This is a genomic window from Ornithinimicrobium avium (assembly GCF_003351765.1).
Lineage (GTDB): Bacteria > Actinomycetota > Actinomycetes > Actinomycetales > Dermatophilaceae > Ornithinicoccus > Ornithinicoccus avius.
Window position 1 is genome coordinate 3,090,019 of sequence record NZ_CP031229.1, and the last position, 24,635, is coordinate 3,114,653.

At 73.7% G+C, this 24,635-nt stretch carries 20 protein-coding genes; 14 read left to right on the top strand and 6 right to left on the bottom strand.

The window, feature by feature from the left end:
- Positions 1-234 precede the first annotated feature (234 nt).
- The 6 genes from DV701_RS14055 to DV701_RS14080 all read left to right on the top strand — a co-directional run bounded on the left by DV701_RS14055 (position 235) and on the right by DV701_RS14080 (position 5,493).
- Complete coding sequence (locus DV701_RS14055; RefSeq protein ID WP_202863730.1) at positions 235-819, top strand: DedA family protein; 585 nt, start codon at positions 235-237, stop codon at positions 817-819.
- Positions 771-1,442, top strand: a complete 672-nt coding sequence (locus DV701_RS14060; RefSeq protein ID WP_114929139.1) for a TrmH family RNA methyltransferase — start codon at positions 771-773, stop codon at positions 1,440-1,442. Before DV701_RS14055 ends, DV701_RS14060 begins: the two co-directional genes overlap by 49 nt.
- A gap of 76 nt (positions 1,443-1,518) precedes the next feature.
- The gene (gene fbaA / locus DV701_RS14065; RefSeq protein WP_114929141.1) at positions 1,519-2,547 is read left to right on the top strand and encodes a class II fructose-bisphosphate aldolase; all 1,029 of its coding nucleotides are present in this window, start codon (positions 1,519-1,521) and stop codon (positions 2,545-2,547) included.
- Positions 2,544-2,951 (top strand): DUF3151 domain-containing protein, encoded by a 408-nt coding sequence (locus tag DV701_RS14070; RefSeq protein WP_114929143.1) that lies wholly within the window; start codon positions 2,544-2,546, stop codon positions 2,949-2,951. Before fbaA ends, DV701_RS14070 begins: the two co-directional genes overlap by 4 nt.
- Positions 2,952-3,171: 220 nt before the next feature.
- Entirely contained in the window at positions 3,172-4,158 is a 987-nt protein-coding gene (locus DV701_RS14075; protein WP_162803051.1) for a helix-turn-helix domain-containing protein, read from the top strand.
- A gap of 36 nt (positions 4,159-4,194) precedes the next feature.
- Positions 4,195-5,493 (top strand): adenylosuccinate synthase, encoded by a 1,299-nt coding sequence (locus DV701_RS14080; RefSeq protein ID WP_114929147.1) that lies wholly within the window; start codon positions 4,195-4,197, stop codon positions 5,491-5,493.
- Between the two features lie 17 nt (positions 5,494-5,510).
- Here the strand turns inward: DV701_RS14080 and DV701_RS14085 are convergent, their stop codons facing one another.
- Complete coding sequence (locus DV701_RS14085) at positions 5,511-5,774, bottom strand: hypothetical protein (RefSeq protein WP_228255045.1); 264 nt, start codon at positions 5,772-5,774, stop codon at positions 5,511-5,513.
- Between the two features lie 115 nt (positions 5,775-5,889).
- Here DV701_RS14085 and DV701_RS14090 point away from each other — a divergent pair, with 115 nt between their 5' ends.
- Entirely contained in the window at positions 5,890-6,324 is a 435-nt protein-coding gene (locus tag DV701_RS14090) for a helix-turn-helix transcriptional regulator (protein ID WP_114929149.1), read from the top strand.
- Positions 6,325-6,328: 4 nt separating this feature from the next.
- Entirely contained in the window at positions 6,329-6,736 is a 408-nt protein-coding gene (locus DV701_RS14095; RefSeq protein WP_114929151.1) for a VOC family protein, read from the top strand.
- 267 nt (positions 6,737-7,003) lie between these two features.
- On the opposite strand, the gene DV701_RS14100 is transcribed toward DV701_RS14095, so the two are convergent.
- From DV701_RS14100 to purD, 3 genes are all read right to left on the bottom strand, one after another.
- The gene (locus tag DV701_RS14100; RefSeq protein WP_114929153.1) at positions 7,004-7,375 is read right to left on the bottom strand and encodes a type IV toxin-antitoxin system AbiEi family antitoxin domain-containing protein; all 372 of its coding nucleotides are present in this window, start codon (positions 7,373-7,375) and stop codon (positions 7,004-7,006) included.
- A 75-nt stretch (positions 7,376-7,450) separates the two neighbouring features.
- Positions 7,451-11,410: a phosphoribosylformylglycinamidine synthase gene (purL, locus tag DV701_RS14105; protein WP_114929155.1), complete on the bottom strand. Its 3,960-nt coding sequence runs from the start codon at positions 11,408-11,410 to the stop codon at positions 7,451-7,453.
- Positions 11,411-11,413: 3 nt separating this feature from the next.
- Positions 11,414-13,735 carry a phosphoribosylamine--glycine ligase gene (purD, locus tag DV701_RS14110; RefSeq protein ID WP_114929157.1) on the bottom strand — a complete coding sequence of 774 codons (2,322 nt, stop codon included), beginning with the start codon at positions 13,733-13,735 and terminating at the stop codon, positions 11,414-11,416.
- A 284-nt stretch (positions 13,736-14,019) separates the two neighbouring features.
- On the opposite strand from purD, the gene DV701_RS14115 reads away from it, so the two are divergent.
- The 6 genes from DV701_RS14115 to recR all read left to right on the top strand — a co-directional run bounded on the left by DV701_RS14115 (position 14,020) and on the right by recR (position 21,841).
- Entirely contained in the window at positions 14,020-15,051 is a 1,032-nt protein-coding gene (locus tag DV701_RS14115) for a helix-turn-helix transcriptional regulator (protein ID WP_162803052.1), read from the top strand.
- A gap of 118 nt (positions 15,052-15,169) precedes the next feature.
- Positions 15,170-17,458, top strand: a complete 2,289-nt coding sequence (locus DV701_RS14120; RefSeq protein WP_114929160.1) for a HelD family protein — start codon at positions 15,170-15,172, stop codon at positions 17,456-17,458.
- A gap of 94 nt (positions 17,459-17,552) precedes the next feature.
- Complete coding sequence (locus tag DV701_RS14125) at positions 17,553-19,871, top strand: DNA polymerase III subunit gamma and tau (RefSeq protein WP_114929161.1); 2,319 nt, start codon at positions 17,553-17,555, stop codon at positions 19,869-19,871.
- Between the two features lie 10 nt (positions 19,872-19,881).
- A complete protein-coding gene (locus DV701_RS14130; protein ID WP_114929162.1) occupies positions 19,882-20,556 on the top strand; it encodes a lysophospholipid acyltransferase family protein in 675 nt (224 codons plus the stop codon).
- On the top strand, positions 20,553-21,212 hold the full coding sequence (locus tag DV701_RS14135; protein ID WP_114929163.1) for an HAD family hydrolase: 660 nt from the start codon (positions 20,553-20,555) through the stop codon (positions 21,210-21,212). The genes DV701_RS14130 and DV701_RS14135 overlap by 4 nt, the downstream gene beginning before the upstream one ends.
- Positions 21,213-21,223: 11 nt before the next feature.
- Entirely contained in the window at positions 21,224-21,841 is a 618-nt protein-coding gene (recR, locus tag DV701_RS14140) for a recombination mediator RecR (RefSeq protein WP_114929164.1), read from the top strand.
- Between the two features lie 21 nt (positions 21,842-21,862).
- On the opposite strand, the gene DV701_RS14145 is transcribed toward recR, so the two are convergent.
- Positions 21,863-22,543 (bottom strand): response regulator, encoded by a 681-nt coding sequence (locus DV701_RS14145; protein WP_114929165.1) that lies wholly within the window; start codon positions 22,541-22,543, stop codon positions 21,863-21,865.
- The gene (locus DV701_RS14150) at positions 22,540-24,612 is read right to left on the bottom strand and encodes a histidine kinase (RefSeq protein WP_162803053.1); all 2,073 of its coding nucleotides are present in this window, start codon (positions 24,610-24,612) and stop codon (positions 22,540-22,542) included. Before DV701_RS14150 ends, DV701_RS14145 begins: the two co-directional genes overlap by 4 nt.
- Positions 24,613-24,635: the final 23 nt, after the last annotated feature.

Below are 24,635 nucleotides of genomic sequence, written 5' to 3' on the forward strand. Positions count from 1 at the left end.
CTGGTGGGCCGCGTCCGAGGCACCCGCAGGTGTTGCGGCGCTGCCCCCACCGTAGTGCGGCACCGCAGGTCGCGCATGGTATTCGGCCGGTGCGCCGGGTGCCCGGGCGGCGCTCACGGCATACCGTCAGCAAGCGGGTGGGACAATCGTGCAGCCGCAGAAGCGACAGCGACGAGGAGAATAGTGGGCACGCAGACCGACCTGACCGGGGTGGCCGGCTGGGCCGTCAACCTCATGGAGACCCTCGGCGGACCGGGAGCGTCCCTGGCCATCGCGGCCGAGAACCTCTTCCCGCCCATCCCCAGCGAGATCATCCTGCCGCTCGCGGGCTTCACCGCCAGCCAGGGCACCTTCACCCTGGCCGGCGCGATCTTCTGGACCACGCTCGGCTCGGTCGTGGGCGCCCTCGCCCTCTACAGCGTGGGGCGCGTCTTCGGGCGCGAGCGGTTCCGGGCGGTGTGGAGCCGGCTGCCGCTGGTCAACCTCGACGACCTGGACCGGACCGAGGCGTGGTTCGCCAAGCAAGGCGCCAAGACGGTCTTCTTCGGCCGGATGGTCCCGATCTTCCGCAGCCTGATCTCCATACCCGCGGGTCTGGAGCGGATGCCGGTCCTCCTCTTCCTGCTGCTGACCACGGCCGGGAGCCTGGTCTGGAACTCGATCTTCGTCGTCGCCGGCTACCAGCTCGGCGAGAACTGGCACGACGTCGCGCCCTACGCCGACATCTTCCAGAAGATCGTCATCGGCCTCGTGGTCGTGGTCGTGGCCGTATGGGTGGTGCGGCGGGTGCGCAGCAACCGCAGGGCCGGGCGGGTGTGAGCGTCGGCGTCGGGCCCTGGGAGGGCGACTGGCCGACCGGCCCGGACGGCCGGCTGCCGGCGCACCTCGACCCCGAGCTGCTGCGCGAGGGCGACACCCGCAACGTCGTCGACGGCTTCCGCTACTGGCGCCACGACGCGATCGTCGCGGACCTCGACACCCGTCGCCACGGCTTTCACGTCGCGGTCGAGAACTGGGGCCACGACTTCAACATCGGCTCCGTCATCCGCACCGCCAACGCCTTCAACGCCGCCGCCTTCCACATCGTCGGGCGGCGCCGCTGGAACCGCCGCGGCGCGATGGTCACCGATCGCTACCAGCACGAGCACCACCATCCCGACGTCGCCTCGCTCGCCGCCTGGGCCGCCGGGCGGGGGCTCGCGCTGCTGGGCGTCGACAACGTCCCCGGGTCGGTCCCCCTCGAGGGGTATGCCGTCCCGCGCGGCTGCGTGCTCCTCCTCGGTCAGGAGGGACCCGGTCTGAGCCCGGAGGCGGTCGAGGCCTGCGAGACGGTCCTGGCGATCACGCAGCACGGCTCGACGCGCTCCATCAACGCCGGTGCCGCCGCGGCGATCGTCATGTACCACTGGGCGCTGCAGCATGCGGCGGGTGGCCGTACCTAGACCGGCGGACACCGCATACCCCCGCTGTGGAAGCATGGAGGCAGCCGATCGCACCGCTGCGTCCGAGGAGGACCCCATGCCTATCGCCACCCCCGAGGCCTATGCCGACATGATCGACCGGGCCCAGGCCGAGAACTTCGCCTACCCGGCCATCAACGTCACCTCCAGCCAGAGCCTCAACGCCGCTCTCAAGGGCTTCGCCGACGCGGGCAGCGACGGCATCATCCAGGTCTCGACCGGCGGCGCGGAGTACTTCTCCGGCCAGGGCGTGAAGGACATGGTGACCGGGTCGCTGGCGTTCAGCGCCTTCGCCCACGAGGTCGCCAAGAAGTATGACGTCAACATCGCCCTGCACACCGACCACTGCCCCAAGGACAAGCTGGACGGCTTCGTGCGTCCGCTGCTGGCCGCCTCGATCGAGCGGGTCAAGAACGGCGGGCTGCCCTGGTTCCAGTCGCACATGTGGGACGGCTCGGCGGTCGACCTGGACGAGAACCTCAAGATCGCCGAGGAGCTGCTGGAGCTCTCCAAGCAGGCGCGCACGATCCTGGAGGTCGAGATCGGCGTCGTCGGCGGCGAGGAGGACGGCGTCGCCCACGAGATCAACGAGAAGCTCTACACCACCCCCGACGACGCGATCGCCACGATCAAGGCGCTCGGCCCGCGCGAGGAGGGTCGTTACCTCACCGCGCTGACCTTCGGCAACGTCCACGGCGTCTACAAGCCGGGCAACGTCAAGCTGCGCCCGGAGATCCTCAAGCTGGCCCAGGAGGCCGCGGCCAAGGAGCTGGGCCTGCAGGAGGGCGCGCTGCCCTTCGACCTGGTCTTCCACGGCGGCTCCGGCTCCAGCGAGCAGGAGATCTCCGACGCCGTCGACTACGGCGTGGTGAAGATGAACATCGACACCGACACCCAGTACGCCTTCACCCGGCCTGTCGCCGGCTTCATGATGACCAACTACGAGGGCGTCCTGAAGATCGACGGCGAGGTCGGCAACAAGAAGATGTACGACCCGCGCACCTGGGGCAAGGAGGCGGAGGCCTCGATGACCGCCCGCGTCGTGCAGGCCTGCGAGCACCTGCGCTCGGCCGGGACCAGCCGGTGACGGTCGGCGCCGACCTGCTCGGCGTCCCCCCCACGCACCTTCCCGAGGACCCCGCCGCGGCCGCGCTCGAGGCGCAGGACCCGCGCGCGGTGGCGGCGGCATACCCGTCCTCCAGCCTGGCGTGGGGCACGCTCGCCGAGCGTGCCCTCGCCGACGGCGACGACGTGAGCGCGTACGCCTTCGCCCGGACCGGCTACCACCGCGGGCTCGACGCGCTGCGGCGCGCCGGGTGGCGGGGCCAGGGCCCGGTCCCGTGGGAGCACCTGCCGAACCGCGGGTTCCTGCGTGCGCTGGCGGCGCTGGCCCGCGCGGCGGGGCAGATCGGTGAGGAGGACGAGCGGGTCCGGTGCACGGAGTTCCTGCGGGCCTCCTCGGCGCAGGCTGCCCGCGAGCTCGGGCTCTGACCCCAGGCGCGTCCGAGCAGGCTCATCCGGCGCCGCCCCGGAGCCGTCGACCCCGGTCCCTCCCCAAGCGCGGTCGACGCCAGGGGATCCCGGCGTCGACCGCGCCCCCTGAGCGGGCGTGATCGCGTCCCCTGACGTATGCGCCCGACGATCGTCTATCCAACCAGACGCCACCCGCCTCGTCTGGCGCAACGCTGCCACTGGCCCTAACCTGCCATGTGTGAACCCTCAACCACGTCTTCCCGGGCTCAGCGACGACGCGGTGGCGCTCTACCGGCGCGTGCTGCGCAGCCCGGCCGCACCGCTGGCGGTCCATGCTGAGGGCGTGGGCTGGACCGCGCGGCGCGCCGAGCGCGTGTTCCGGACCCTCGAGCGGCTGGGCCTGGCCAGGGAGACCCCGCAGGGGAGCGTGAGCGTCGACGACCCGAGGGTCACGGTGGGGCGGCTGCTGGACAGCCAGGAGGCCGAGCTGGACGAGCGCCGTCAGGAGCTGCTCGTGCTGCGCGAGTCGCTGGCGGCGCTGGAGGACGACTACCGCCACGGGCTGCAGCTGTCCGGCCCGCGCGCGCCGATGGTGCAGCGGGTCGCGCCGGCCGAGTCCGCCGGTGTCGTGGAGCAGCTCTTCCGCACCTCGACCGGCTCGGTCCTGCAGGTGACCGGCGCCATGGACGCCGGCCCCGCCCACGAGGACACCGTGCGACGCCGGCGGGACGAGGGGATGGCCGAGGGGCGGCCGATGCTGTCGATCTTCCCGCTGTCGGTGCTGGAAGATCCGTACTGGAGGGCCTACGCGGAGGAACGGGCGCGCGCCGGGGAGCAGCAGCGCTACCTGCCCGACGACCAGATCGGCGTGGAGTTCGGCATCTTCGGGCGCTCGGGGGTGCTGGTGGCCGGGGGCGGGCCGGGCGACGACCTCATCCTGCTCCGGCCCCGCCGGGTGGTCGACGCCTTTGTCACCCTCTTCGAGGAGCTGTGGCGCCGCGCCGAACCCGTCCCGAACGGGGACGCCGAGGCGCGGGACGTGCGGCTGCTGGAGCTGCTGGCGCTGGGGTTCAAGGACGAGGCCGTCGCCCGCCAGCTCGGCGTGGGGCTGCGCACGGTGCGCCGCCGGGTGGCCGCCCTGATGGACGAGCACGGGGCCGACACCCGCTTCCAGCTGGGGCTGGCTCTGGGCAGGCGTGGTCTGCTCGACAGCCGTCGAGGATAGGCTGACCCCCACAACTTTCACAGAAAGGTCAGCCGCATGCCAGCGATCGTCCTGGTCGGCGCCCAGTGGGGCGACGAGGGGAAGGGCAAGGCCACCGACCTGCTGGGGAGCAGCGTCGACCACGTGGTGAAGTTCAACGGCGGCAACAACGCCGGTCACACGGTGGTGATCGGTGACCAGAAGTACGCCCTCCACCTGCTGCCCAGCGGCATCCTCTCCCCCGGCTGCGTCCCCGTCATCGCCAACGGCGTCGTCATCGACCTGACGGTGCTGATCGAGGAGCTGGACGGGCTGACCGAGCGAGGAGTCGACGTGAGCCGGCTGAGGATCAGCTCCAACGCGCACGTCATACCTCCCTACAACCGGGTGCTCGACAGGGTGACCGAGCGCTTCCTCGGCAAGCGCAGGATCGGCACCACCGGCCGAGGCATCGGCCCGACCTACGCCGACAAGATGAACCGGGTCGGCATCCGCGTGCAGGACCTCTACGACGAGTCGATCCTGCGGCAGAAGGTCGAGGGTGCGCTGGCGACCAAGAACCAGATGCTGCTCAAGGTCTACAACCGGCGCGCGGTCGAGGTCGAGGAGGTCATGGAGGAGCTGCTGCGGCACTCCGAGCGGATCCGGCCGATGGTCGCCGACACCGCGCTGGAGCTCAACGAGGCGTTGGACCGGGGCGAGACGGTGCTCTTCGAGGCCGGGCAGGCCACGCTGCTCGACGTCGACCACGGCACCTACCCGTTCGTCACCTCCTCCAACGCCACCTCCGGCGGGGCCTGCACCGGGTCCGGCATCGCCCCGACCCGCATCGACCGGGTGATCGGCATCTTCAAGGCCTACACGACCAGGGTCGGTGAAGGGCCCTTCCCGACCGAGCTGCACGACGAGTCCGGCGACTTCCTGCGCGAGGCGGGCCACGAGTTCGGCACCACGACCGGCCGTCCGCGCCGGTGCGGCTGGGCCGACGTCGTGGTCGGCCGCTACGCGCAGCGGATCAACGGCATCACCGACATGGTCATCACCAAGCTCGACGTGCTCACCGGGCTGGAGAAGATCCCGGTCTGCGTCGCCTACGACGTGCAGGGCACCCGGGTCGACGAGATGCCCGCCAGCCAGTCCGACTTCCACCACGCCCGACCGGTCTACGAGGAGCTGGACGGCTGGACCGAGGACATCACCGGCTGCCGCACCTTCGAGCAACTGCCGCCCAACGCGCAGCGCTACGTGCGACGGCTCGAGGAGCTGATGAACACGCGCGTCTCGGTGATCGGGGTCGGGCCGGACCGCGAGGAGTCGATCGTCCTGCACGACATGGTGGGCGCAGACGCGGCCTGAGGTCCGGGCCGAGGGCCTCAGACCCGCTCCTCACCGAAGCTGAACCGGGTGCAGTCGGTAGGGAAGGAGAACCACGCCACCGCCCGCACGGGCGTGATCACGCGAAGGCCGCCGCCGTCCTCGCCCGACCAGGAGTCCGGCTCCGGGTGGTAGCCGGCGTCGTGGTACTTGGCGAACGCCGCCGCGAGTCGGACACCCAGGCCCTCTGGATCGGCCCGCGTCGCCAGCGAACTGCCCTCCACGATGACGACCTCGGTGCCGCTCTCCAGCGTCAGCGTCACCGCCGGGTCGGCCTCGACGTTGCGGGTATGCCGTGTCTGCGGGGCGCCGTCGTACCAGAACCGACCGTCCGGGCGCCGGGAGGGCCGACCGGACGGGGAACGGCATACTGGACGGATGGACGAGGTGTCCGCGCGGCTGCGCGACCTGCGGCTGCTGCGTCAGGTGCGCGACCGGATGGACCGGGAGTTCGCCGGCCCGCTGGACGTGGAGGCGCTGGCCCGGGGCGTGCACATGTCCGCCGGGCACCTCTCCCGGCGGTTCAAGGAGGCCTACGGCGAGTCGCCCTACTCCTACCTGATGACGCGGCGGGTCGAGCGGGCGATGACGTTGCTGCGGCGCGGGCAGCTGAGCGTGACCGAGGTCTGTTTCGCCGTCGGCTTCTCCTCGCTGGGCACCTTCAGCACGAGGTTCTCCGAGCTGGTCGGCATCTCCCCGAGCGGCTACCGACGGGAGGCGACCGAGCTGGCCATACCTCCGTGCGTGACGAGGGACGTGACCAGACCGATCAGGAATCGAGAAGCGCCGCTCGCCACCACGAAACTACGGTGAAGCCATGGACATCACCATCTCTTCAAGCTTCCTGCCGGCCGACGACCCCGAGGCCTCGCTGGCGTTCTACCGCGACGCCCTGGGCTTCGAGGTCCGCGGCGACGTGGGGTCGGGCGCCATGCGCTGGATCACCGTCGGCCCGCCCGGGCAGCCGAGCGTCTCCATCGTGCTGCACCCGCCGGCCGTCACCCCCGGCATCAGCGACGAGGAGCGCGCGGTCGTCGTCGAGATGATGGCCAAGGGCACCTTCGCCGGCATCAACCTGGCCGCCGCCGACCTCGACGCGGCCTTCGAGAAGGTCCAGGCCAGCGGCGCCGAGATCATGCAGGAGCCGATGGACCAGGACTGGGGAGCGCGCGACTTCGCGGTGCGCGACCCGGCCGGCAACTCGGTCCGGATCCAGCAGGCCTGAGCGAGAACCGCCCAGGCCCCCACACGTCCCCCGCCGACGCCCGACGGCTCGACGCGCCCCCACGACGCTCCGGGAGTCGCGCGACCTGTGCACCCGAACGAGACTTGTGCACGGGATATATCCGGTGCACAAGTCTTCTTCCGGTGCACAGGTCCACAGACAGAGCGGATCACGCCGGAGGACGGCGGCGAGCGTCGGCGCGGGCGAAGGCCGACCGGAGCTCGGGCACCAGCGCAGGCAGGCCGTCCGCCTCGTCGACCCAGCGGGTCAGGACCGGAGGGTGCACGTGCACCACGGCTCCGCTCCGACCCCGGCGACCGTCGGTGCGCACCAGATGGACCCGGTCGTCCACGCCGTGCACGCTGACCCCCTGACCGCGAGCGAGCTGTGGTGGCTCAGCGCGTAGGGTGACCCCGGGACAAGGGCCGCGGCGACCGCCCGCGCGCGCAGCTGGTGCTTCTCCCAGGGACTTGTCGTCCGCCACAGCTGCCCGTCGATGAAGGTGGCACGACGGAGGCGCACGAGGACGCCCGAGGCGAGCAGGCCCTTCAGCTCGGCCGGCGTCACGCCCAGCGCCGTGAGCTGGACGGTCGTCGCCACCCCCTGGTGAGCGGCCAGGGACCCCCGCACGTCTGACATGCGCTCAAGCCTGTCCGACGAGGCAGTTCCCCGCCGACGTTGTGTCGTTTCTCGGTGCTCGGGTCCGAGGAGGGGTCAGCCCACCCACACCCGCGCGTTGCGGAACATCCGCAGCCACGGGCTGACCTCCTCGACCGGCGCCGAGGTCCACGACATCTGGACGTTGCGCTGGACCCGCTCGGGGTGCGGCATCATCGCGGTGAACCGTCCGTCGGGCGTCGTCACCGCGGTGAGTCCGCCGGGGGAGCCGTTCGGGTTCGAGGGGTATGCCGTGGCGACGCGCCCGCGGTTGTCGACGTAGCGCATCGCGCGCAGCACCGACGCCTCGTCGCCGGCCGAGAAGTCCGCTCGACCCTCGCCGTGCGCCACCGCGATCGGCAGCCGTGAGCCGGCCATGCCGGCGAAGAAGATCGAGGGCGACTCCAGCACCTCGACCATCGACAGGCGGGCCTCGTACTGCTCGGACCGGTTGCGGGTGAACCGCGGCCAGGCCTCCGCGCCGGGGACGAGGTCGGCCAGGGCCGCGAACATCTGGCAGCCGTTGCAGATCCCGAGCGCGAAGCTGTCCTCGCGGTGGAAGAACGCGGTGAACGAGTCCTTGAGCCGCTCGTTGTAGAGCACCGAGCGCGCCCAGCCCTCGCCCGCGCCGAGCGTGTCGCCGTAGGAGAACCCGCCGCAGGCCACCAGACCGACGACGTCGCCGAGGTCGAAACGTCCGCTCTGCAGGTCGGTCATGTGCACGTCGTAGGTGTCGAAGCCGGCACGGTCGAAGGCGAACGCGGTCTCGACGTGGCTGTTGACGCCCTGCTCGCGCAGGATCGCCACGGCTGGCCGGGCCCCGAGGTTGAGGTAGGGGGCCGCGACATCGTCGACCGGGTCGAAGCTGGGGCGCACCGACAGCCCGGGGTCGTCGTCCGCCCCGAACACGGCGTGCTCCTCGTCGGCGCACTCCGGGTTGTCGCGCAGCGCCGCGATCCGCCACGAGACCTCGTCCCACGCCTGCGCCAGGTCGCGCAGCGGCTCGTCGAGGGTGACGCCGCCCGCCCGCACGCGCACCCGGCGCTCCTGCGTCGACCGGCCCAGGTGATGCATCAGCGGCGTGAGCCCGTGCGCGTCGAGGACGTCGCCAGCATCCTGCAGCCGGTCGGCGGGCACCTCGAGCACCACCCCGAGCTCCTCGGTGAACAGTGCCGCCACCCCGTGGCCGGCGGTCGTGGGGACCTCGACGTCCAGACCCACCGCACCTGCGAGCGCCATCTCGCACAGCGCGGCCCACAGGCCGCCGTCGGACCGGTCGTGGTATGCCGTGACCAGCCCCTTCTCCCGCAGCTCGCCGAGCGCGTCGGCCAGGTCGGTCAGCCGTGCCGGGTCGTCGAGGTCCGGCACCGTCCCGCCGAACTCTCCGCGCACCTGCGCCAGGATCGACCCGCCCAGGCGGCGACGTCCTGCGCCGAGGTCGAGCAGCAGCAGCTCGGACCCGGCGTGCAGCTGCGGCGTGAGCACGCCCCGCACGTCGTCCAGCGAGGCGAAGGCCGAGACCACCAGCGACACCGGCGAGGTCACCTGCCGCGTGGCGCCGTCCTCGTCGGTCCATGTGCTGCGCATCGACAGGGAGTCCTTGCCGACGGGCACCCCGATCCCGAGGGCAGGGCACAGCTCCATCGCGACCGCGTGCACCGTGTCGTAGAGCGCGGCGTCCTCCCCCTCCTCGCCGCAGGCGGCCATCCAGTTGAGGGAGAGCTTGACGTCGCGCAGCGAGGGGACGGGCGCGGCGAGCAGGTTGGTCAGCGCCTCGCCGACCGCCATCCGGCCGGAGGCAGGCGCGTCGACGGAGGCCAGCGGCGTGCGCTCCCCTGACGATATCGCCTGACCGGCGAGGCCGACGTGGTCGGACAGGGTCACCGCGACGTCGGCCACGGGCACCTGCCACGGGCCGACCATCTGGTCGCGGTGGGACAGTCCTCCGACCGTGCGGTCACCGATCGTGATGAGAAAGCGCTTGGACGCCACGCTCGGGTGGCGGAGCACCGCGTATGCCGTGTCCCGCACCGCGGACCCGTCCAGTCCCGACAGGTCGATCTCCGCGGAGGAACGCTCCACCCGGGCGACGTCGCGCGTCATCCGCGGCGGCTTGCCGAGGAGGACCTCCATCGGCATGTCGACGGCGACGAGCGGGTCGTCCCCGTCGCCCTCGCCCCGCAGCACCAGCTGCCCGTCGTCCTGGGCGACGCCGATGACCGCGAAGGGTGCCCGTTCGCGCTGGCACAGCGCACGGAACACCTCGAGAGACTCCGGTGCGATCGCCAGGACGTAGCGTTCCTGGCTCTCGTTCGACCAGATCTCCCTGGGCGACAGGCCCGACTCCTCCAGCGGCACCGCGTCCAGGTCGAAGCGCGCGCCGAGGCCGGCGTCGTCGACCAGCTCGGGGAAGGCGTTGGACAGACCACCGGCGCCCACGTCGTGGATCGCCAGCACCGGGTTGTCCGCGCCGAGCGACGCGCAGTGGTTGACGACCTCCTGGGCGCGCCGCTCCATCTCGGGGTTGCCGCGCTGCACCGAGTCGAAGTCCAGCTCGGCGGCGTTGACGCCCGAGGCCATCGACGAGGCGGCGCCGCCACCCATGCCGATCCGCATGCCGGGACCGCCGAGCTGCACCAGCAGCGTGCCGGCGGGGAAGCGGATCTTCTCGGTCTGCGAGGCGCTGATGGAGCCCAGGCCGCCGGCGCTCATGATCGGTTTGTGGTAGCCGCGGCGCACTCCGTCGACCGTCTGCTCGTAGACCCGGAAGAAGCCGCCCAGCACGGGCCGGCCGAACTCGTTGTTGAAGGCCGCGGCACCGATCGGGCCCTCGATCATGATCTCGAGCGGGGTCGCGAGGTGCCCGGGTGCGCCATACCGCTCGGACTCCCACGGCTCGCAGGTGCCGGGCAGGTGGAGGTTGGAGACGACGAACCCGCCCAGGCCGGCCTTGGGCGCCGAGCCGCGACCGGTCGCACCCTCGTCGCGGATCTCGCCGCCGGCGCCGGTCGCCGCGCCCGGGAAGGGGGAGATGGCGGTGGGGTGGTTGTGCGTCTCGACCTTCATGAGGATGTGGACGTCCTCCTCGCGGCGCGCGTAGCGGCTCGGGCCCGAGAGCCCGGCGGCGCCCGCGTCGGCCCCGCCCTCGGGGGCCCACCGGGTGATCCGGCCGCCCTCCATGACCGAGGCGTTGTCCTTGTAGGCCACGACCGTCCCCTGCGGGCTGACCTGCTCGGTGTGCCGGATCATCCCGAAGAGCGAGCGCTCCTGCGCCTGCCCGTCGATGACGAAGTCGGAGTTGAAGATCTTGTGCCGGCAGTGCTCGGAGTTGGCCTGGGCGAACATCGTCAACTCGACGTCGGTGGGGTTGCGGCCCAGCCCGGTGAACGCCTCGAGGAGGTAGTCGACCTCGTCCTCGGCCAGGGCCAGGCCCCACGCACGGTCGGCCTCGACGAGCGCCTCACGACCGCGCCCGAGGACGTCGACGTGCTCCATCGCCGGGGCGTCCTGCTCGGTGAACAGCGCCGCGGCGGCCTCACGCGTCGGCAGCGCGGTCTCGGTCATCCGGTCGTGGAGCACGGCCGCGCAGGCGTCGCGCTCCTGCGCCGTCAGCCCGGCCCCGCCCACGAGCCCGAGGTGGACCTCGGTGACCCGCTCGACGCGGTGGATCGGTATGCCGCAGTTGTGGACGATGTCGGTCGCCTTGCTGGCCCAGGGCGAGATGGTGCCCAGCCGCGGGGCCACGACCACGACCTCCTCGCCAGGTCCGGGCACGGCCGAGGACTCCTGCTGGCGGTGGCCGGTCCACGGCTCGCCGTAGGTCAGGATCGCCGACAGCGCGGCGTGCTCGTCCTCGGAGAGCGGGGCGTCGGAGGCGACCCAGTGCACGTGGCGTGCGGAGACCGCGCCCACCTTCGGGGCGACTGAGCGCAGCCGGCGCAGCAGCGCCTGCGCGCGGAAGTCGGACAGGGCCGACCCGCCGGGGAACACGGTCAGCTGGTGGTCGTGCACGGCCATGCTTCAGGACTCCTGGGCGGTGGAGGAGGTGGTGCCGGACGGGTCGAACGCGCGCCCGGTGAGCGTCTCGTAGGCCTCGACGTAGCGGTCCCGGGTCAGTGCGACGACGTCGTCCGGCAGGGGTGGCGGCGGGGCGTCGGAGGCGCGGTCCCACCCGCTCGCCGGGGAGGTGAGCCAGTCGCGCAGGACCTGCTTGTCGTACGAGGTCTGCGTGCGCCCGGGTGCCCACTCGTCCGCGCGCCAGAAGCGCGAGGAGTCGGGCGTGAGCACCTCGTCGGCCAGCACGACCGCGACGACGTCGGGGTCCACCCCCGCCCAGTCGACCTCGCCCTCGGTGGCCTGCTCGAGGGGGATGCCCAGGGCGTCGGCCAGCTGCTGCGGGTCCACCCCGAACTCCACCTTCGTGTCGGCGATGAGGATGCCGCGGCCGGCGGCGATCTCGTTGCCGCGCACGAGGATCGCGACGGTGAGGTCGCGCAGGCGGGCAGCCAGGCGGGGCCCGACGAGCGCCTCGACGTCCGTGAAGGAGATCGGCTGGTCGTGCTCGCCGACGGGTGCCTTGGTGCTGGGCGTGAAGACCGGCTCGGGCAGCCGCGACCCGTCGACGAGCCCCTCCGGCAGGGCCACGCCCGACACGGTGCCGGTGGCGGCGTACTCCGCGAGGCCCCCGCCGGTGAGGTAGGCGCGGGCGACGCACTCGACGGGCAGCATCCGCAGCCGTCGCACATAGACGCCGCGGCCGGCGACCTCCTCGGGGACGTCGGTGGAGACGACGTGGTGCGGGACCAGGTCGGCCAGCTGGTCGAACCACCACAGCGACATCTGGGTCAGCACGCTGCCCTTGTCGGGGATGGGCGTGGACAGGACGTGGTCGTAGGCGCTGATCCGGTCGGAGGCGGCGAGCAGCAGCCGGAGGTCGTCGCGGCCGCCGGTCTGCGGGTCGAGCGGCACGTAGAGGCCGCGCACCTTGCCGGAGTGGACCAGCTCGTGCCCGACGACCTCCACCGGGCTCTCGCCGTCCTCGCCGGTCGTCGGCCAGACCACGGCGAGAGGCACCTCCACCCCGCCCTGCTCGGCGGCGCGGGAGATGTCGCCGCGGTGGTGGGACCCCTCGAGGTGTATGCGGTGCACCGCGCCGTAGGCGCGCTCCCGGGCGCCGGCCAGGTCGTCGGCCACGCTCACGACCGACAGCACGCGTCCGCCCGAGGAGAGCAGGCGACCGTCCTCGTCCCGGCGGGTGCCCGCGTGCAGCACGTGCACGCCCTCGACCTCCCCGGCCTCCTCGAGGCCGGTGATCTCACGGCCGGTCACCGGCGACCCGGGGTAGCCCTCGGCGGCCACGACGACGGTGACGCTGCTGCGCGGTGACCACTCCAGCGGCGGCAGGTCGGCCAGGCGCCCCTCGGCGGCGGCGAGCAGCACGCCCGCCAGCGGCGTCTCGAGCCGTGCGAGGACCGACTGGGTCTCGGGGTCGCCGAAGCGGGCGTTGAACTCCACGACCCGCGGCCCCGCCGCGGTCAGCGCGATCCCGACGTAGAGGACCCCGACGAAGGGCGTGCCGCGGCGGGCCATCTCCTCGACCGTCGGCCGCGCGACGGTGCGCAGGACCTCCTCGACGAGGCCCTCGGGCGCCCACGGCAGCGGGCTGTAGGCGCCCATCCCGCCGGTGTTGGGGCCGGTGTCCCCGTCGCCGACGCGCTTGAAGTCCTGGGCGGGCGCGAGCGGCACCACGGTGGTGCCGTCGCTGAGGCAGAAGAGGGAGACCTCCGGTCCGTCGAGGTAGTCCTCGACGACGACCCGGCCGCCCTCGCGGGACAGGCACGCGGCCGCGTGCGCGGCGGCCTCGCCGCGGTCCGCGGTGACGACCACGCCCTTGCCCGCCGCGAGCCCGTCCTCCTTGACGACGTAGGGGGCTCCGGTGGCTGCCAGCGCCGCGGCGACCTCCTCGTCGGTGCCGCACACGTGGCAGCTGGCGGTCGGCACGGCGGCGGCGGCCATGACCTCCTTGGCGAAGGCCTTGCTGCCCTCGAGCCGGGCCGCGGCCGCGGAGGGGCCGAAGCAGGGGATCCCGGCGGCGACGACGGCGTCGGCGACGCCGGCCACGAGCGGTGCCTCCGGGCCCACGACCACCAGGTCGACCCGCTCGGCGCGGGCGAGCCGGGTGACCGCCTCCGGGGAGCACGGGTCGCCGGCCAGGCACGTGCCGACCTCGGCGATGCCGGGGTTGCCCGGCAGGGCGAGGAGGTGCTCGACGGCCGGGTCGGAGGAGAGCGAGAGGGCCAGGGCGTGCTCACGGGCACCGGAGCCGAGGAGGAGGACCTTCACGCCTGTCGAGCCTACCGGCCGCGGCGGGCGGCGCCGGTGCGGGGAGAGGGCTGGCGGCGCGGGAGATAAGTGTGGCCCTCCTGGAAGGCAGGGGGGGTATCTCCCAGGAGGGCCACGTCACAGGGCAGGGTCAGCCGGACTGATGGGGGGCATGCCCGGCGACTCTCACGTTCCCTGCGCCCGGCCGAAGCCGGTAGACCCACTCTGACACATCGTCTCGGCAGATGTCATCTCGGGCCGTGACGGGATGGCGACAATGGCGGAGATCCGCCATGATGGCCTGCGTGGTCACTTCCGTCGCCGCCCCCACCGATCCCGGTCCGTTCGAGCCGCACGTCTTCGGCGAGGCCTACGAGCACTTCGTCTCCCGCGTCTACGTGATCGCCATCGGGCTGGGAATGCCCAGCCGCGAGGGTCTGCGTTCGGCCGGTCTGGAGGATGCGGCGATCACCATGGCGACCGGCGAGCTGGTGGCCCGCGGGTTGCTGGAGCGGACGGCGGACCCCGACGCGTGGGACGTCCCTCCCCCGCGCGAGGCGATCGCCCGCAACGCCGACCGGATGGAGCATCGGGCCGCCATGGCGCGCGCCACCGCGAGCGAGGTCGAGGCGCTGTGGCGCCGGGCGGTCGGCCAGCGGCCCACCCTCCCGCCGGTGGGGCTGCAGATGCTCCAGGGCGTGGAGGAGATCGTCGACCACGTCGTCGCCCTCCACCGCCTGGCCTCCTCGCGAGTCTGGCTGGTCCTCGACGCCTCGCCGGCCGCGGTCCGGCTGCTGGAGCGGGTCGATGAGGTCCCCGGCCTGCTCACCGTGCGGGCCGGCGCCGACGTGCGGCTGGTCCTGGACACGGAGCTGCTCGACAGCGCCGCGGCCCTGTCCCACATCGGACGGAGCCGGGCGGAGGGGCACCAGGTGGCCGTCGCCAACGGCATACCGTTCACCACGGTCGTGGCCGACGCTGCCGCGCTGGTGGACCTCACCGCCCACGACGGCGAGGGCGAGGGTTCCTTCGAGGTGCGGCTCGGGCCCCCGGTGCGGGCGCTCACCCGGCTGGTCGAGGAGATCTGGGGGCTGGCGACCCCCTACGCGGCGGGGCTCGAGAGCGAGCTGACGCCGCACGAGCGGATCCCGCTGCCCGAGCGTGACCAGCGCATCCTGGCGCTGCTGACCACCGGCGCGAGCGACAAGGTCATCGCGCGGCAGACGGGCGTGTCGGTCCGCACGGTGGAGCGCCGGGTCCGGTGGCTGATGGACCACCTGGGGGTGGCCACCCGGTTCCAGGCCGGCGTGCAGGCGGCCCGCCGCGGCTGGATCTAGAGCATCTCCCGCACCCGGGCGCGACGACGCGGCCGGTGGCCGTGCAGGTGGTCGGCCGCAGAGTCAACGGATAGAGTGTTCGCTTTGCGGGGGAGCACGTCGGACGAAGGGTGGGCGAGTGAGGGCCACGACCAACGACATCGTCGCCGCCGAGATCGCGGTCGAGCAGGCGCACGTGGATCGCGTGTACGCCGAGCTGGCCAAGGCGGCCGAACGCGTCGAGCTCGTGCACGCGGAGGGCATGGCCAGGGCCCGCCCGGACCGGCCGGGCACCGGTGACCCGCGGGAGGAGGAGCTGGCCGGGCTCTTCGAGCGGGACGCCCTGGTGTATGCCGCGAGCAAGCGCCGCGCCTCCCTGGAGCACCAGCACGAGGGTCTCGTCTTCGGCCGTCTCGACCTCGACCACGACGGGCAGGACGGCAGCGCGGGGAACGGCACCGGGCAGGACGGCGCCGGCTCGGCCGAGCGCGAGGTGCGCTACGTCGGCCGCCTCGGGGTGCGCGACGACGACTACGAGCCGCTCGTCGTGGACTGGCGGGCGCCGGCGGCGGCGCCCTTCTACCGCGCCACGCCGGTGGACCCCCTGGGCGTGGTGCGTCGGCGCGTCCTGCGCTGCCGGGGGGAGCAGGTCGTCGGCATCGAGGACGACCTCATGGTCAGCGAGGCGCCCGACGACGTCGTGGTGGTCGGCGACGGGGCGCTGATGGCGGCGCTGACCCGCAGCCGGGGCGCGCGCATGCGCGACATCGTCGCCACCATCCAGCGGCACCAGGACGAGGCCATCCGTGCCCCCGCGCGCGGCATCACCGAGATCACCGGAGGCCCTGGCACCGGAAAGACCGTGGTGGCCTTGCACCGCGCGGCCTACCTGCTCTACTCCGACCGGCGCCGGTTCGAGGGCGGCGGGGTGCTCGTGGTGGGTCCCTCGGCCGCCTACACGGCATACATCGAGCGCGTCCTGCCCTCGCTGGGCGAGGAGAGCGTCTCGCTGCGCTCGCTCGGCGACGTCGTGGCCGGGATGACCGCCACCCGGCTGGACCCGCCGCCCACCGCGGCCGTCAAGGGCTCGCTGCGGGTGCGCCGCCTGCTGGCCGGGCTCGCCAAGGAGCCCGTGCCGGACGCGCCGACCCAGCTGCGGACCTTCGTCGCCGGGCACGCGATCCGGCTCACCGAGCAGCACCTGCGCCGCGTCCGTGCCCGCGTGCTGCGCTCGCACCACCGCAACACCTCCTACGACGCGGCGGTCGAGGCCCTCGCGGAGGCCGCCTGGGAGCAGGTGGACACGGAGACGGGCGAGCGCGCGGACTTCGTGGACCGGTTCACCGACTCCGGCGACGTGGAGGCCTTCGCCCGGGAGTGGTGGCGGCCGGTCGACCCGCGCCAGGCGTTGCTCTGGCTGGCCGACGAGGCGCTCGCCCGACGGCTGGGGGCGGACCCGCACGAGGCGCGGCTGCTCGCGGAGTCCTACCGGCGCGCGCTGGAGGAGGGATCGTGGACGGCGGCCGACGTCGCGCTGGTCGACGACCTGCACGCCCGGCTGGGTCCGGTCGTCGACCTGCCCAGCGAGGAGCGCGGCTTCTACGAGATCGAGGAGCTCGAGGACGCCTCGCAGTACGGCGTCGCCGCGCTGCGCACCGGCGCGGGCCTGGACCTCGGGCAGCAGCAGCAGGCCACCGACGAGGACGGGCGGCCGGTGGTCGTCGCGGTCGACCCGACCAGCACCGAGCGCATCTCCCGGGATCCGCTGACCCGGCTGCTCGCCGGTCGGATCGGCTCCCCGGAGGAGTACGCCCACGTGCTCGTCGACGAGGCCCAGGACCTCTCGCCGATGCAGTGGCGGATGCTCGGACGCCGGGGCAGGTGGGCCTCGTGGACGGTCGTCGGCGACCTGGCACAAGCGTCCTGGGACGACCTGGAGGAGGCGGCCCGGGCGCGCGAGGAGGCCTTCGGCAGCAGCGTGCGCCGCGCCTTCCACATGGACATCAACTACCGCAACGCGCGGGAGATCTTCGACCACGCGGCCGCCATGGTGCGCGAGCACGTGCCGGACGCGGACATCCCGCGCGCGGTGCGCGAGACCGGTCACGACCCGGTCGAGCTGTCCGTGCCGCGCGAGGAGGTGACGACCGCGGCCCGCGATGCGCTCCAGGACCTGCTCGGCCAGGTCGACGGGCAGGTCGCGGTGGTCGTCCCCGAGGTATGGCGTGCACCGCTCGTCGGCCTCGAGGGCGTGGCCGACCGGGTGGTCGTCGTCGACCCCCTGTCGACCAAGGGCCTGGAGTACGACGCCACCCTGGTGGTCGACCCCGACGAGATCGTCGCAGAGGCGGCCGGCGGCGTGCGGGCCCTCTACGTCGTGCTCACCCGGGCCGCGCACCGGATGACGGTGCTGCGCCCGACGACCTGAGCCGCGCCGTACCCCGGGGTCGGTCCGTCGGTCCCGGAGCGCCGACCTGTGGACGGGCGGGCCGGTTGTCAGCGGCGGCCGTTAGGGTCGGACCGTGAGCACCGCCCTGTACCGCCGCTACCGGCCCGAGTCCTTCGCCGACGTCATCGGCCAGGAGCACGTCACGGAGCCGCTGATGCAGGCGCTGCGGTCGGGGCGGGTCAACCACGCCTACCTGTTCTCCGGGCCGCGCGGGTGCGGCAAGACGACCAGCGCGCGCATCCTGGCCCGCTGCCTGAACTGCGAGCAGGGGCCCACGCCGGAGCCGTGCGGCACCTGCCAGTCCTGCGAGGCACTCGCCCGGGACGGGGCCGGCTCGGTCGACGTGATCGAGATCGACGCGGCCAGCCACGGCGGCGTCGACGACGCCCGTGACCTGCGCGAGCGGGCCGCGTTCGGGCCGGCGCAGTCGCGCTACAAGGTCTACATCATCGACGAGGCGCACATGGTGACGCCCAACGGCTTCAACGCGCTGCTCAAGGTCGTCGAGGAGCCGCCGCCGCACGTGAAGTTCATCTTCGCCACGACCGAGCCGGACAAGGTCCTGGCCACGATCCGGTCGCGGACCCACCACTACCCCTTCCATCTCGTCCCACCGCAGCGGCTGGGTGCCTACCTGGAGCAGGTGAGCGGGCAGGAGGGCGTGGCGCTGGAGCCGGGGGTGCTGTCCTTCGTCACGCGCGCCGGTGGTGGCTCGGTCCGCGACTCGCTGTCGGTCCTGGACCAGCTCATCAGCGGCGCCGGCGAGGAGGGGCTGACCTACGAGCGGACGGCCGCGCTGCTGGGGTTCACCGACGTCGAGCTGCTGGACGCGGTCGTGGACGCGGTCGCCGCCGGGGACGCGGCCACGGTCTTCCAGCAGGTCGACAGGGTCATGGAGTCCGGGCACGACCCGCGCCGGTTCGTCGAGGACCTCCTCGAGCGCTACCGCGACCTCATCGTGCTCTCGGCGGTCGGCGACTCGGCCGCCGCCGGGGGACTGCTGCCCGGCCTGCCGGCCGACCAGATCGACCGGATGCGCCACCAGGCCTCGGTGCAGGGCGCCGAGGCGCTCTCCCGCGCCGCCGACGTCGTCAGCCACGGCCTGTCCGAGATGACCGGCGCGGTGTCCTTCCGGCTCATGCTCGAGCTCCTCGTCGCCCGCCTCCTGCTCCCCTCCGCCGCGGGCGAGGAGGGGTATGGCGTGCGCCTGGACCGCATCGAGCGCCGCCTCGCCGCGTCCTCGGGCGGGCAACCCGCAGCAGCGCCGCAGCAGCCTGCCCCGGCGCAGCAGCCCGCCCCGGCGCAGCAGGTGCCCGCAGCGGCACCGCAGGCGGCCCCGCGACCGGCGCCCGAGGAGGCGGCAGCTGGTCAGGGAGCCGCACCCGGACCCCCGCAGCCCGGGCCCGAGCAGGAGCGGCCGCAGCCGCAGTCGGGACCGCCGCCGTCGCAGGAGCCCGCCCCCACGTCCGAGCCTCAGCCGACCGACCGGTCGGCGCCCGGCGCGCTCGACACCGCCGCGCTGCGGCGGCAGTGGCCGGACGTGCTCGAGCACGTCCGGCAGATCAGCAGGCGCACGTGGAGCGGTCTGCAGATGGCTGTGCTCCTGGACTACGACGGACGCCGGGTGCTGCTGGGCATGCCCGACGAGAACTGGATCCGCCACTTCATCGGGACGCCCCACCAGGAGGCGCTGCGCCAGGCGCTCATCGAGTCGATCGCGCTCGACGCCCAGGTCGAGGCGGTCGTCTCCGGAGCGGGCCGCCCCCAGAGCGGGTCACCGCAGGCTGGACCCCCGCCGCAGCCCGCCGCGCCGCAGCAGCACCTGGCGCCGCAGCAGCAGCCGACGGACCCCCAGGGTGCGGCCCCGCCGCCGCTCGAGGACCGTCCGCGCTCGGGACGCATCCGCACCCGGGCCGGCCAGGCTGCAGCGGGAGACGCGGCCGCCCGTTCCGCGGCCCCGCCCCGTGCCCCAGCACGTCCGGCACGTCCCTCGGCGGACGACCCGGCGGCGGCCCCGACCCCCGCGCAGGCTGCACCGGCCCCCTCTATGGCCGACCAGCTCGGCGCCAGCCGTCGCACACCGCACGCTGCCGGACCCGACTGGTCCCAGCAGGCGCGGTCGGCCTCCGCCCCGGCGTGGGCGACCGGCGACCCCGAGCCCGAGCCCGACGCCAAGGCTGACGCTCGGACCACGGGTCAGCCCGTCACCCGTGACGCGGTCACCGTCGCGGAGCAGCCCCAGGCCTCCGCGCCCGCCCGGCCGGCTCCCGACGGCGATGCGCCCAGCGACGACGACGAGGACCTCGCCACCTCGGGAGTGGTCGGGCAGCCGGTGATCGAGCACGTCCTGGGCGGTACCGTCATCGCCATCAACGACGATCCCGTGGCCTGAAAGGACGGAGATGCTCTACGAGGTGCTCCACCCGGTGGCGACCCCGCTCGCCCGCCTCATCTGGCGCCCCGAGGTCGTCGGCACCGACAACGTCCCAGCGACTGGCGGCGTGATCCTCGCCAGCAACCATCTGTCCTTCGCCGACAGCGTCGTCATCCCCCTCACCTCGCCGCGGCAGGTGGCCTTCCTGGCCAAGTCCGAGTACTTCACCGGCACCGGCGTCAAGGGCTGGATCAGCCGTGAGTGGTTCACCGGCGTCGGCTCGATCCCCGTCAACCGCGACGACGTCCGCGCCGCGCAGGAGTCCCTTGACCTCGCGCTGACGCACGTCCGCGGGGGAGGGGCGTTCGGGATCTACCCCGAGGGCACCCGCTCCCGTGACGGTCGTCTCTACCGCGGACGCACCGGCGTGGCCTGGCTCGCGCTGGAGTCCGGCTGCCCGGTCGTCCCGGTGGCGCTCACCGGCACCGACCAGATCATGCCGGTGGGCTCCCGGCTGCCCCGCCGGGCCAGGGTCCGGGTCGAGTTCGGTGCGCCGATCGAGGTGGGCGACCGGTTCTCCGGCATGCCGCAGGGCCGGGCGCGCCGCCAGCTCACCGACGAGGTGATGGCCGCGATCCTGGCCATGTCGGGCCAGGAGTGGGCAGGGGAGTACAACCAGCGGCAGCCGGACCTGCCCGGATGATCCTCGCAGACCGACCCTGGGAGGCAGTGCTCTTCGACTTCGACGGCACGCTCGCCGACACCATCCCCCTCATCCTCGCCTCCTACCGCCACACCCTCCACGGGCTGGAGGTCCCCGTGGGTGACGCCGAGATGCGCAGCTGGATCGGGCGCACCCTGATCGACGTCCTCGAGGAGCGCCACCCCGGCCGGGGCGAGGAGCTGGTGCTCCGCTACCGCGAGCACAACCTGCTCCACCACGACACGCTCATCCGCGCCGTCGAGGGGGCGGCCGGCCTGCTCACCGAGCTCACGGCGTACGGCATACCCGTCGCGGTGGTCTCATCCAAGGGGCGCCAGACGGTCCGTCGCGGGATGCGCGTGACCGGCCTGCCGGAGGTCGAGCACGTCGTCGGGATGGAGGACACCAGCGTGCACAAGCCAGATCCCGCGCCGCTGCTCGAGGGCGCCCGGCGGGTGGGGGCTGCACCGGCGGGCTGCGCCTACGTGGGCGACGCGGTCGTCGACGTGCTCGCCGCGCGGGCCGCAGGCATGACCGCCGTGGCCGTCACCTGGGGTGCGGGCACCCGCGAGGCGCTGTCCAGCGCAGACCACGTCGTTGACGACGTCGTCGGCCTGCGCGCGGCGCTGCTCGGCGCACGCAGCCGGACGGCATAGGCTCGGCCCCTGTGTACGAGGGTGTGGTCCAGGACCTGATCGACGAGCTCGGCCGGCTGCCCGGCGTCGGCCCCAAGGGCGCCCAGCGGATCGCCTTCCACCTGCTCACCGCGGACCCGGAGGACATCACCCGGCTGGCGGACGCGTTGGTGCAGATCCGCGAGAAGGTCAGCTTCTGCGAGGTCTGCGGCAACGTCGCGGAGGCCCAGCGCTGCCGGATCTGCCTGGACCCGCGGCGCGACACCTCGCTCATCTGCGTGGTGGAGCAGAGCCAGGACGTCGCCGCGATCGAGCGGACCCGTGAGTTCCGCGGCCGCTACCACGTGCTCGGCGGGGCGATCAACCCGATCGGCGGCGTGGGCCCGGAGGACCTGCGCGTGCGCGAGCTGGTCGCGCGGCTGGCCGACGGCCAGGTCGGCGAGGTCATCATCGCCACCGACCCCAACCTCGAGGGGGAGGCGACGGCGACCTACCTGGCCCGGATGCTGGCCGCCTTCGAGGGCGTGCGCGTCACCCGGCTCGCCTCGGGGCTGCCTGTCGGGGGCGACCTGGAGTATGCCGACGAGGTCACCCTCGGGCGGGCCTTCGAGGGCCGACGCCTGCTCTCCGGCGGCGCGCCGACGACCTGATCCGGCGGCCGGCCCGGTGGCCTACCGGCCCACGAGGCCCGTCTCGTGCGCCAGGACGGCGGCCTGCAGCCGGTCGCGCAGGCCGAGCTTCATGAGGAGCCGGGCCACGTGTGTCTTGACGGTCGTCTCCGCCACGTAGAGCCGGCCGGCGATCTCGGCGTTGCTCAGGCCCTCGGCGACGAGCCGCAGCACGTCCAGCTCGCGCGCGGTGAGCTGTTCCAGGCGGTCCGGCGCCACCCGGGTCCTCGCTGTGAAGCGCTCGACGAGCCGATGGATGACGGCCGGCGCGAGCACGGCGTCGGCGCCGCGCCCGGTCCGCCGGACCGCGTCGACGATCTCCTCGCCCGGCATGTCCTTGAGCAGGAAACCGGCGGCGCCGGCCAGCAGTGCGGCGTGCACGTACTCGTCCAGGTCGAAGGTGGTCAGCACGAGGACCGCGGTCCCGGGGTGGGCGGCCACGATCTCCTGCGCCGCGCTCAGCCCGTCGCGCAGCGGCATCCGCACGTCGAGGAGCAGGACGTCGGGGTGCTCGCGGGCGACGAGCGCGACCGCCTCCTGGCCGTCCGCCGCCTCGCCCACCACGACGAGGTCCGGCTCCGTCTCCAGGATGGCGCGCACGCCGGAGCGCACGAGGTCCTGGTCGTCGGCGATCGCGACCCGGATGGTGCCGGGGGCCGTGCCGGGGGTCGTGCCGGCGGTCATGCCGGTGCCCTCGTCAGCGGCAGGATGGCCCGCACGTCGAACCCACCGGCCGGCACGGCCCTCCACTCCAGCCGGCCGCCGCAGGCCCGTACCCGCTCCTCCATGCCGAGCAGCCCGCGGCGGGCGGGGTCCGACGGGCCTGCGTGGCGCTCTCCGGCGGTGCTGCTCACGCGCACGTCCACGGTCCGCTCGCCGGACAGCACGCTGACTCGCACCTCGGCGGCCGGTGCGTGGCGCAGCACGTTGGTCAGCGACTCCTGCACCACCCGGTAGAGCGCCACCCGGCCGGCCGCGTCCAGGAGCGGGTCGGCGTCGCACAGCTCCGCGCGCACGCTCAGCCCGCAGTCCCGGGCGTGCTCCAGCAGCTCGCCGACCGCTGCGAGGCCGGGGCGTCCAGGGTCCGTCCACGGGGTCGGCACGTCGTCGTCCTGCCCGCTGCCCAGACCGGCCGTGAGCTCGGCCAGGCCAATGTGGCCAGCACGGCTCATCGCGGCCAGCGTCTCTGCCTCGTGGTCGGTCACCGGCCCCGCCGTCGGACCCGGCCCCGTCGTCGGGAGCGGCGCTCCCGTCGGGCGCGGCGCCGGCGTCCCCCGCGCCGCCCTGGCACGGCGCAGGGCCCCGGCCTGGAGGACCACGACGGTGAGACTGTGACCGAGCGCGTCGTGCAGCTCCCTGGCCAGCCGTCCGCGCTCATCCATCCCGGCGGTACGTGCCGCGGCCTCGTGCTGCCGGGCCATCTCGTCGGCGCTCCGGCGCAGGTCGTGGACGAGCCTGCTGCCCTCCTGCATGGCCGCTCCGGCGGCGAAGCTGAGGAGGACGACGACCAGGGCGTCGCCCAGCCCGGGCCATCCCAGCGTGAGCTGCAGACCCACGAGGCAGGTGGCGAGCGCGAGAGGTCCGAGTGCCCGGCGGACGAGGGCGGCCGCGACGAAGGGCGGCACGAACGCGAGAGCGACCCCCGTCAGGCTGCCGTCGAGGTCCGCGACCAAGGAGCCGACGAGGACGACGACCGCCCAGAAGCACGCGGTCAGGAGGAGCGGTGAGGCCCACGCCAGCGCGAGCGGGAGGGTCACGGCGACGCAGGCCAGCACCGCCAGCGGCAGCGGCACCCGCACCGCGAGGTGCGGGAGCTCGAGGAGGAGGGTGCCGGCCACGACCGACCCGGCGAGCGCGGTCCAGGACCTGGCCCCGGCAGCGGGGCGCCAGGGCGACGGACCTGCGGGGCCGGCGGTGACCCGGCCGGAGGTCGCCTGGCCGGTCGAGGTCGCGGTGAGCGGGACAGCCAGGGCAGGGATGTCGGGATCAGGGTCGGGAACCAGCGAGACCACCGCCTGGCGCGTCCGCACCAGGAGGGCGCGCGCATCCTGCTCGATCCCGGCGATCTCGGCGCCGTCCAGCCCTCGCTCCATCTCCCGTGCCCGCGCGGCGGCGTCGACCCGCACGGTCAGGGCCGCCATCCCGACCAGCAGCTCCTGACCCACCTGCTTGGACACGGCCAGCCGCGCCCGTGCGGCCGCCTCCCGGGCTCCCTGATCGCCCGCCGCGAGCAGCTCGGCAGAGCGTCGCCGCAACTCGCCGGCCGCCGTGCGCCGGGCCCGCACGAGCCGGCCGGCGCACACGGGCACCGCGACCACGAAGAGGACGGCGAAGACGACGGCCGCGCCCGTGCTCCGGCCGGTCCCCGCCAGGAGGTCGGTGGCCACGACGAGGACGGCGGGCAGCGGTGCGCCGAGGAGGAGCGCGCGGCGTGCGGCATACGCACCCAGGCTGTAGGCGGCCACGACGAGGACCAGCACGCCCACAGCGGAGTCGGTCACCGGGACCTGCGCCCAGCGCTGCAGCAGCGAGCCGACGAGGGCGAGACCGGTCAGCGTGCCCACGCACGCGAGCGGCCGCACCCGACGCCAGGCGACCGGCGCGAAGGTGCCGGCCCCCACGAGCCCGAGGAGCAGCGCGGGGGACCCGTGGTCGTGGGCGCGCACCAGCGCCTCGGCCGCGGCGGCTGCCACGACGGCGGCTGCGAGCCACCGGTCCGCGGTGCGGGGGGACCCGGACTGGCGCCTGGTCACGTCTGCAGCATAGGACCGCGGCG

What these genes read in the sequence shown, in the direction of transcription:
- DV701_RS14055 (WP_202863730.1), top strand. Translation starts at nt 235, where the DNA reads ATGGAGACCCTCGGCGGACCGGGAGCGTCCCTGGCCATCGCGGCCGAG.
- DV701_RS14060 (WP_114929139.1), top strand. Translation starts at nt 771, where the DNA reads ATGGGTGGTGCGGCGGGTGCGCAGCAACCGCAGGGCCGGGCGGGTGTG.
- fbaA (WP_114929141.1), top strand. Translation starts at nt 1,519, where the DNA reads ATGCCTATCGCCACCCCCGAGGCCTATGCCGACATGATCGACCGGGCC.
- DV701_RS14080 (WP_114929147.1), top strand. Translation starts at nt 4,195, where the DNA reads ATGCCAGCGATCGTCCTGGTCGGCGCCCAGTGGGGCGACGAGGGGAAG.
- DV701_RS14090 (WP_114929149.1), top strand. Translation starts at nt 5,890, where the DNA reads ATGGACGAGGTGTCCGCGCGGCTGCGCGACCTGCGGCTGCTGCGTCAG.
- DV701_RS14095 (WP_114929151.1), top strand. Translation starts at nt 6,329, where the DNA reads ATGGACATCACCATCTCTTCAAGCTTCCTGCCGGCCGACGACCCCGAG.
- DV701_RS14100 (WP_114929153.1), bottom strand. Translation starts at nt 7,375, where the DNA reads ATGTCAGACGTGCGGGGGTCCCTGGCCGCTCACCAGGGGGTGGCGACG.
- purL (WP_114929155.1), bottom strand. Translation starts at nt 11,410, where the DNA reads ATGGCCGTGCACGACCACCAGCTGACCGTGTTCCCCGGCGGGTCGGCC.
- DV701_RS14130 (WP_114929162.1), top strand. Translation starts at nt 19,882, where the DNA reads ATGCTCTACGAGGTGCTCCACCCGGTGGCGACCCCGCTCGCCCGCCTC.
- DV701_RS14135 (WP_114929163.1), top strand. Translation starts at nt 20,553, where the DNA reads ATGATCCTCGCAGACCGACCCTGGGAGGCAGTGCTCTTCGACTTCGAC.
- DV701_RS14145 (WP_114929165.1), bottom strand. Translation starts at nt 22,543, where the DNA reads ATGACCGCCGGCACGACCCCCGGCACGGCCCCCGGCACCATCCGGGTC.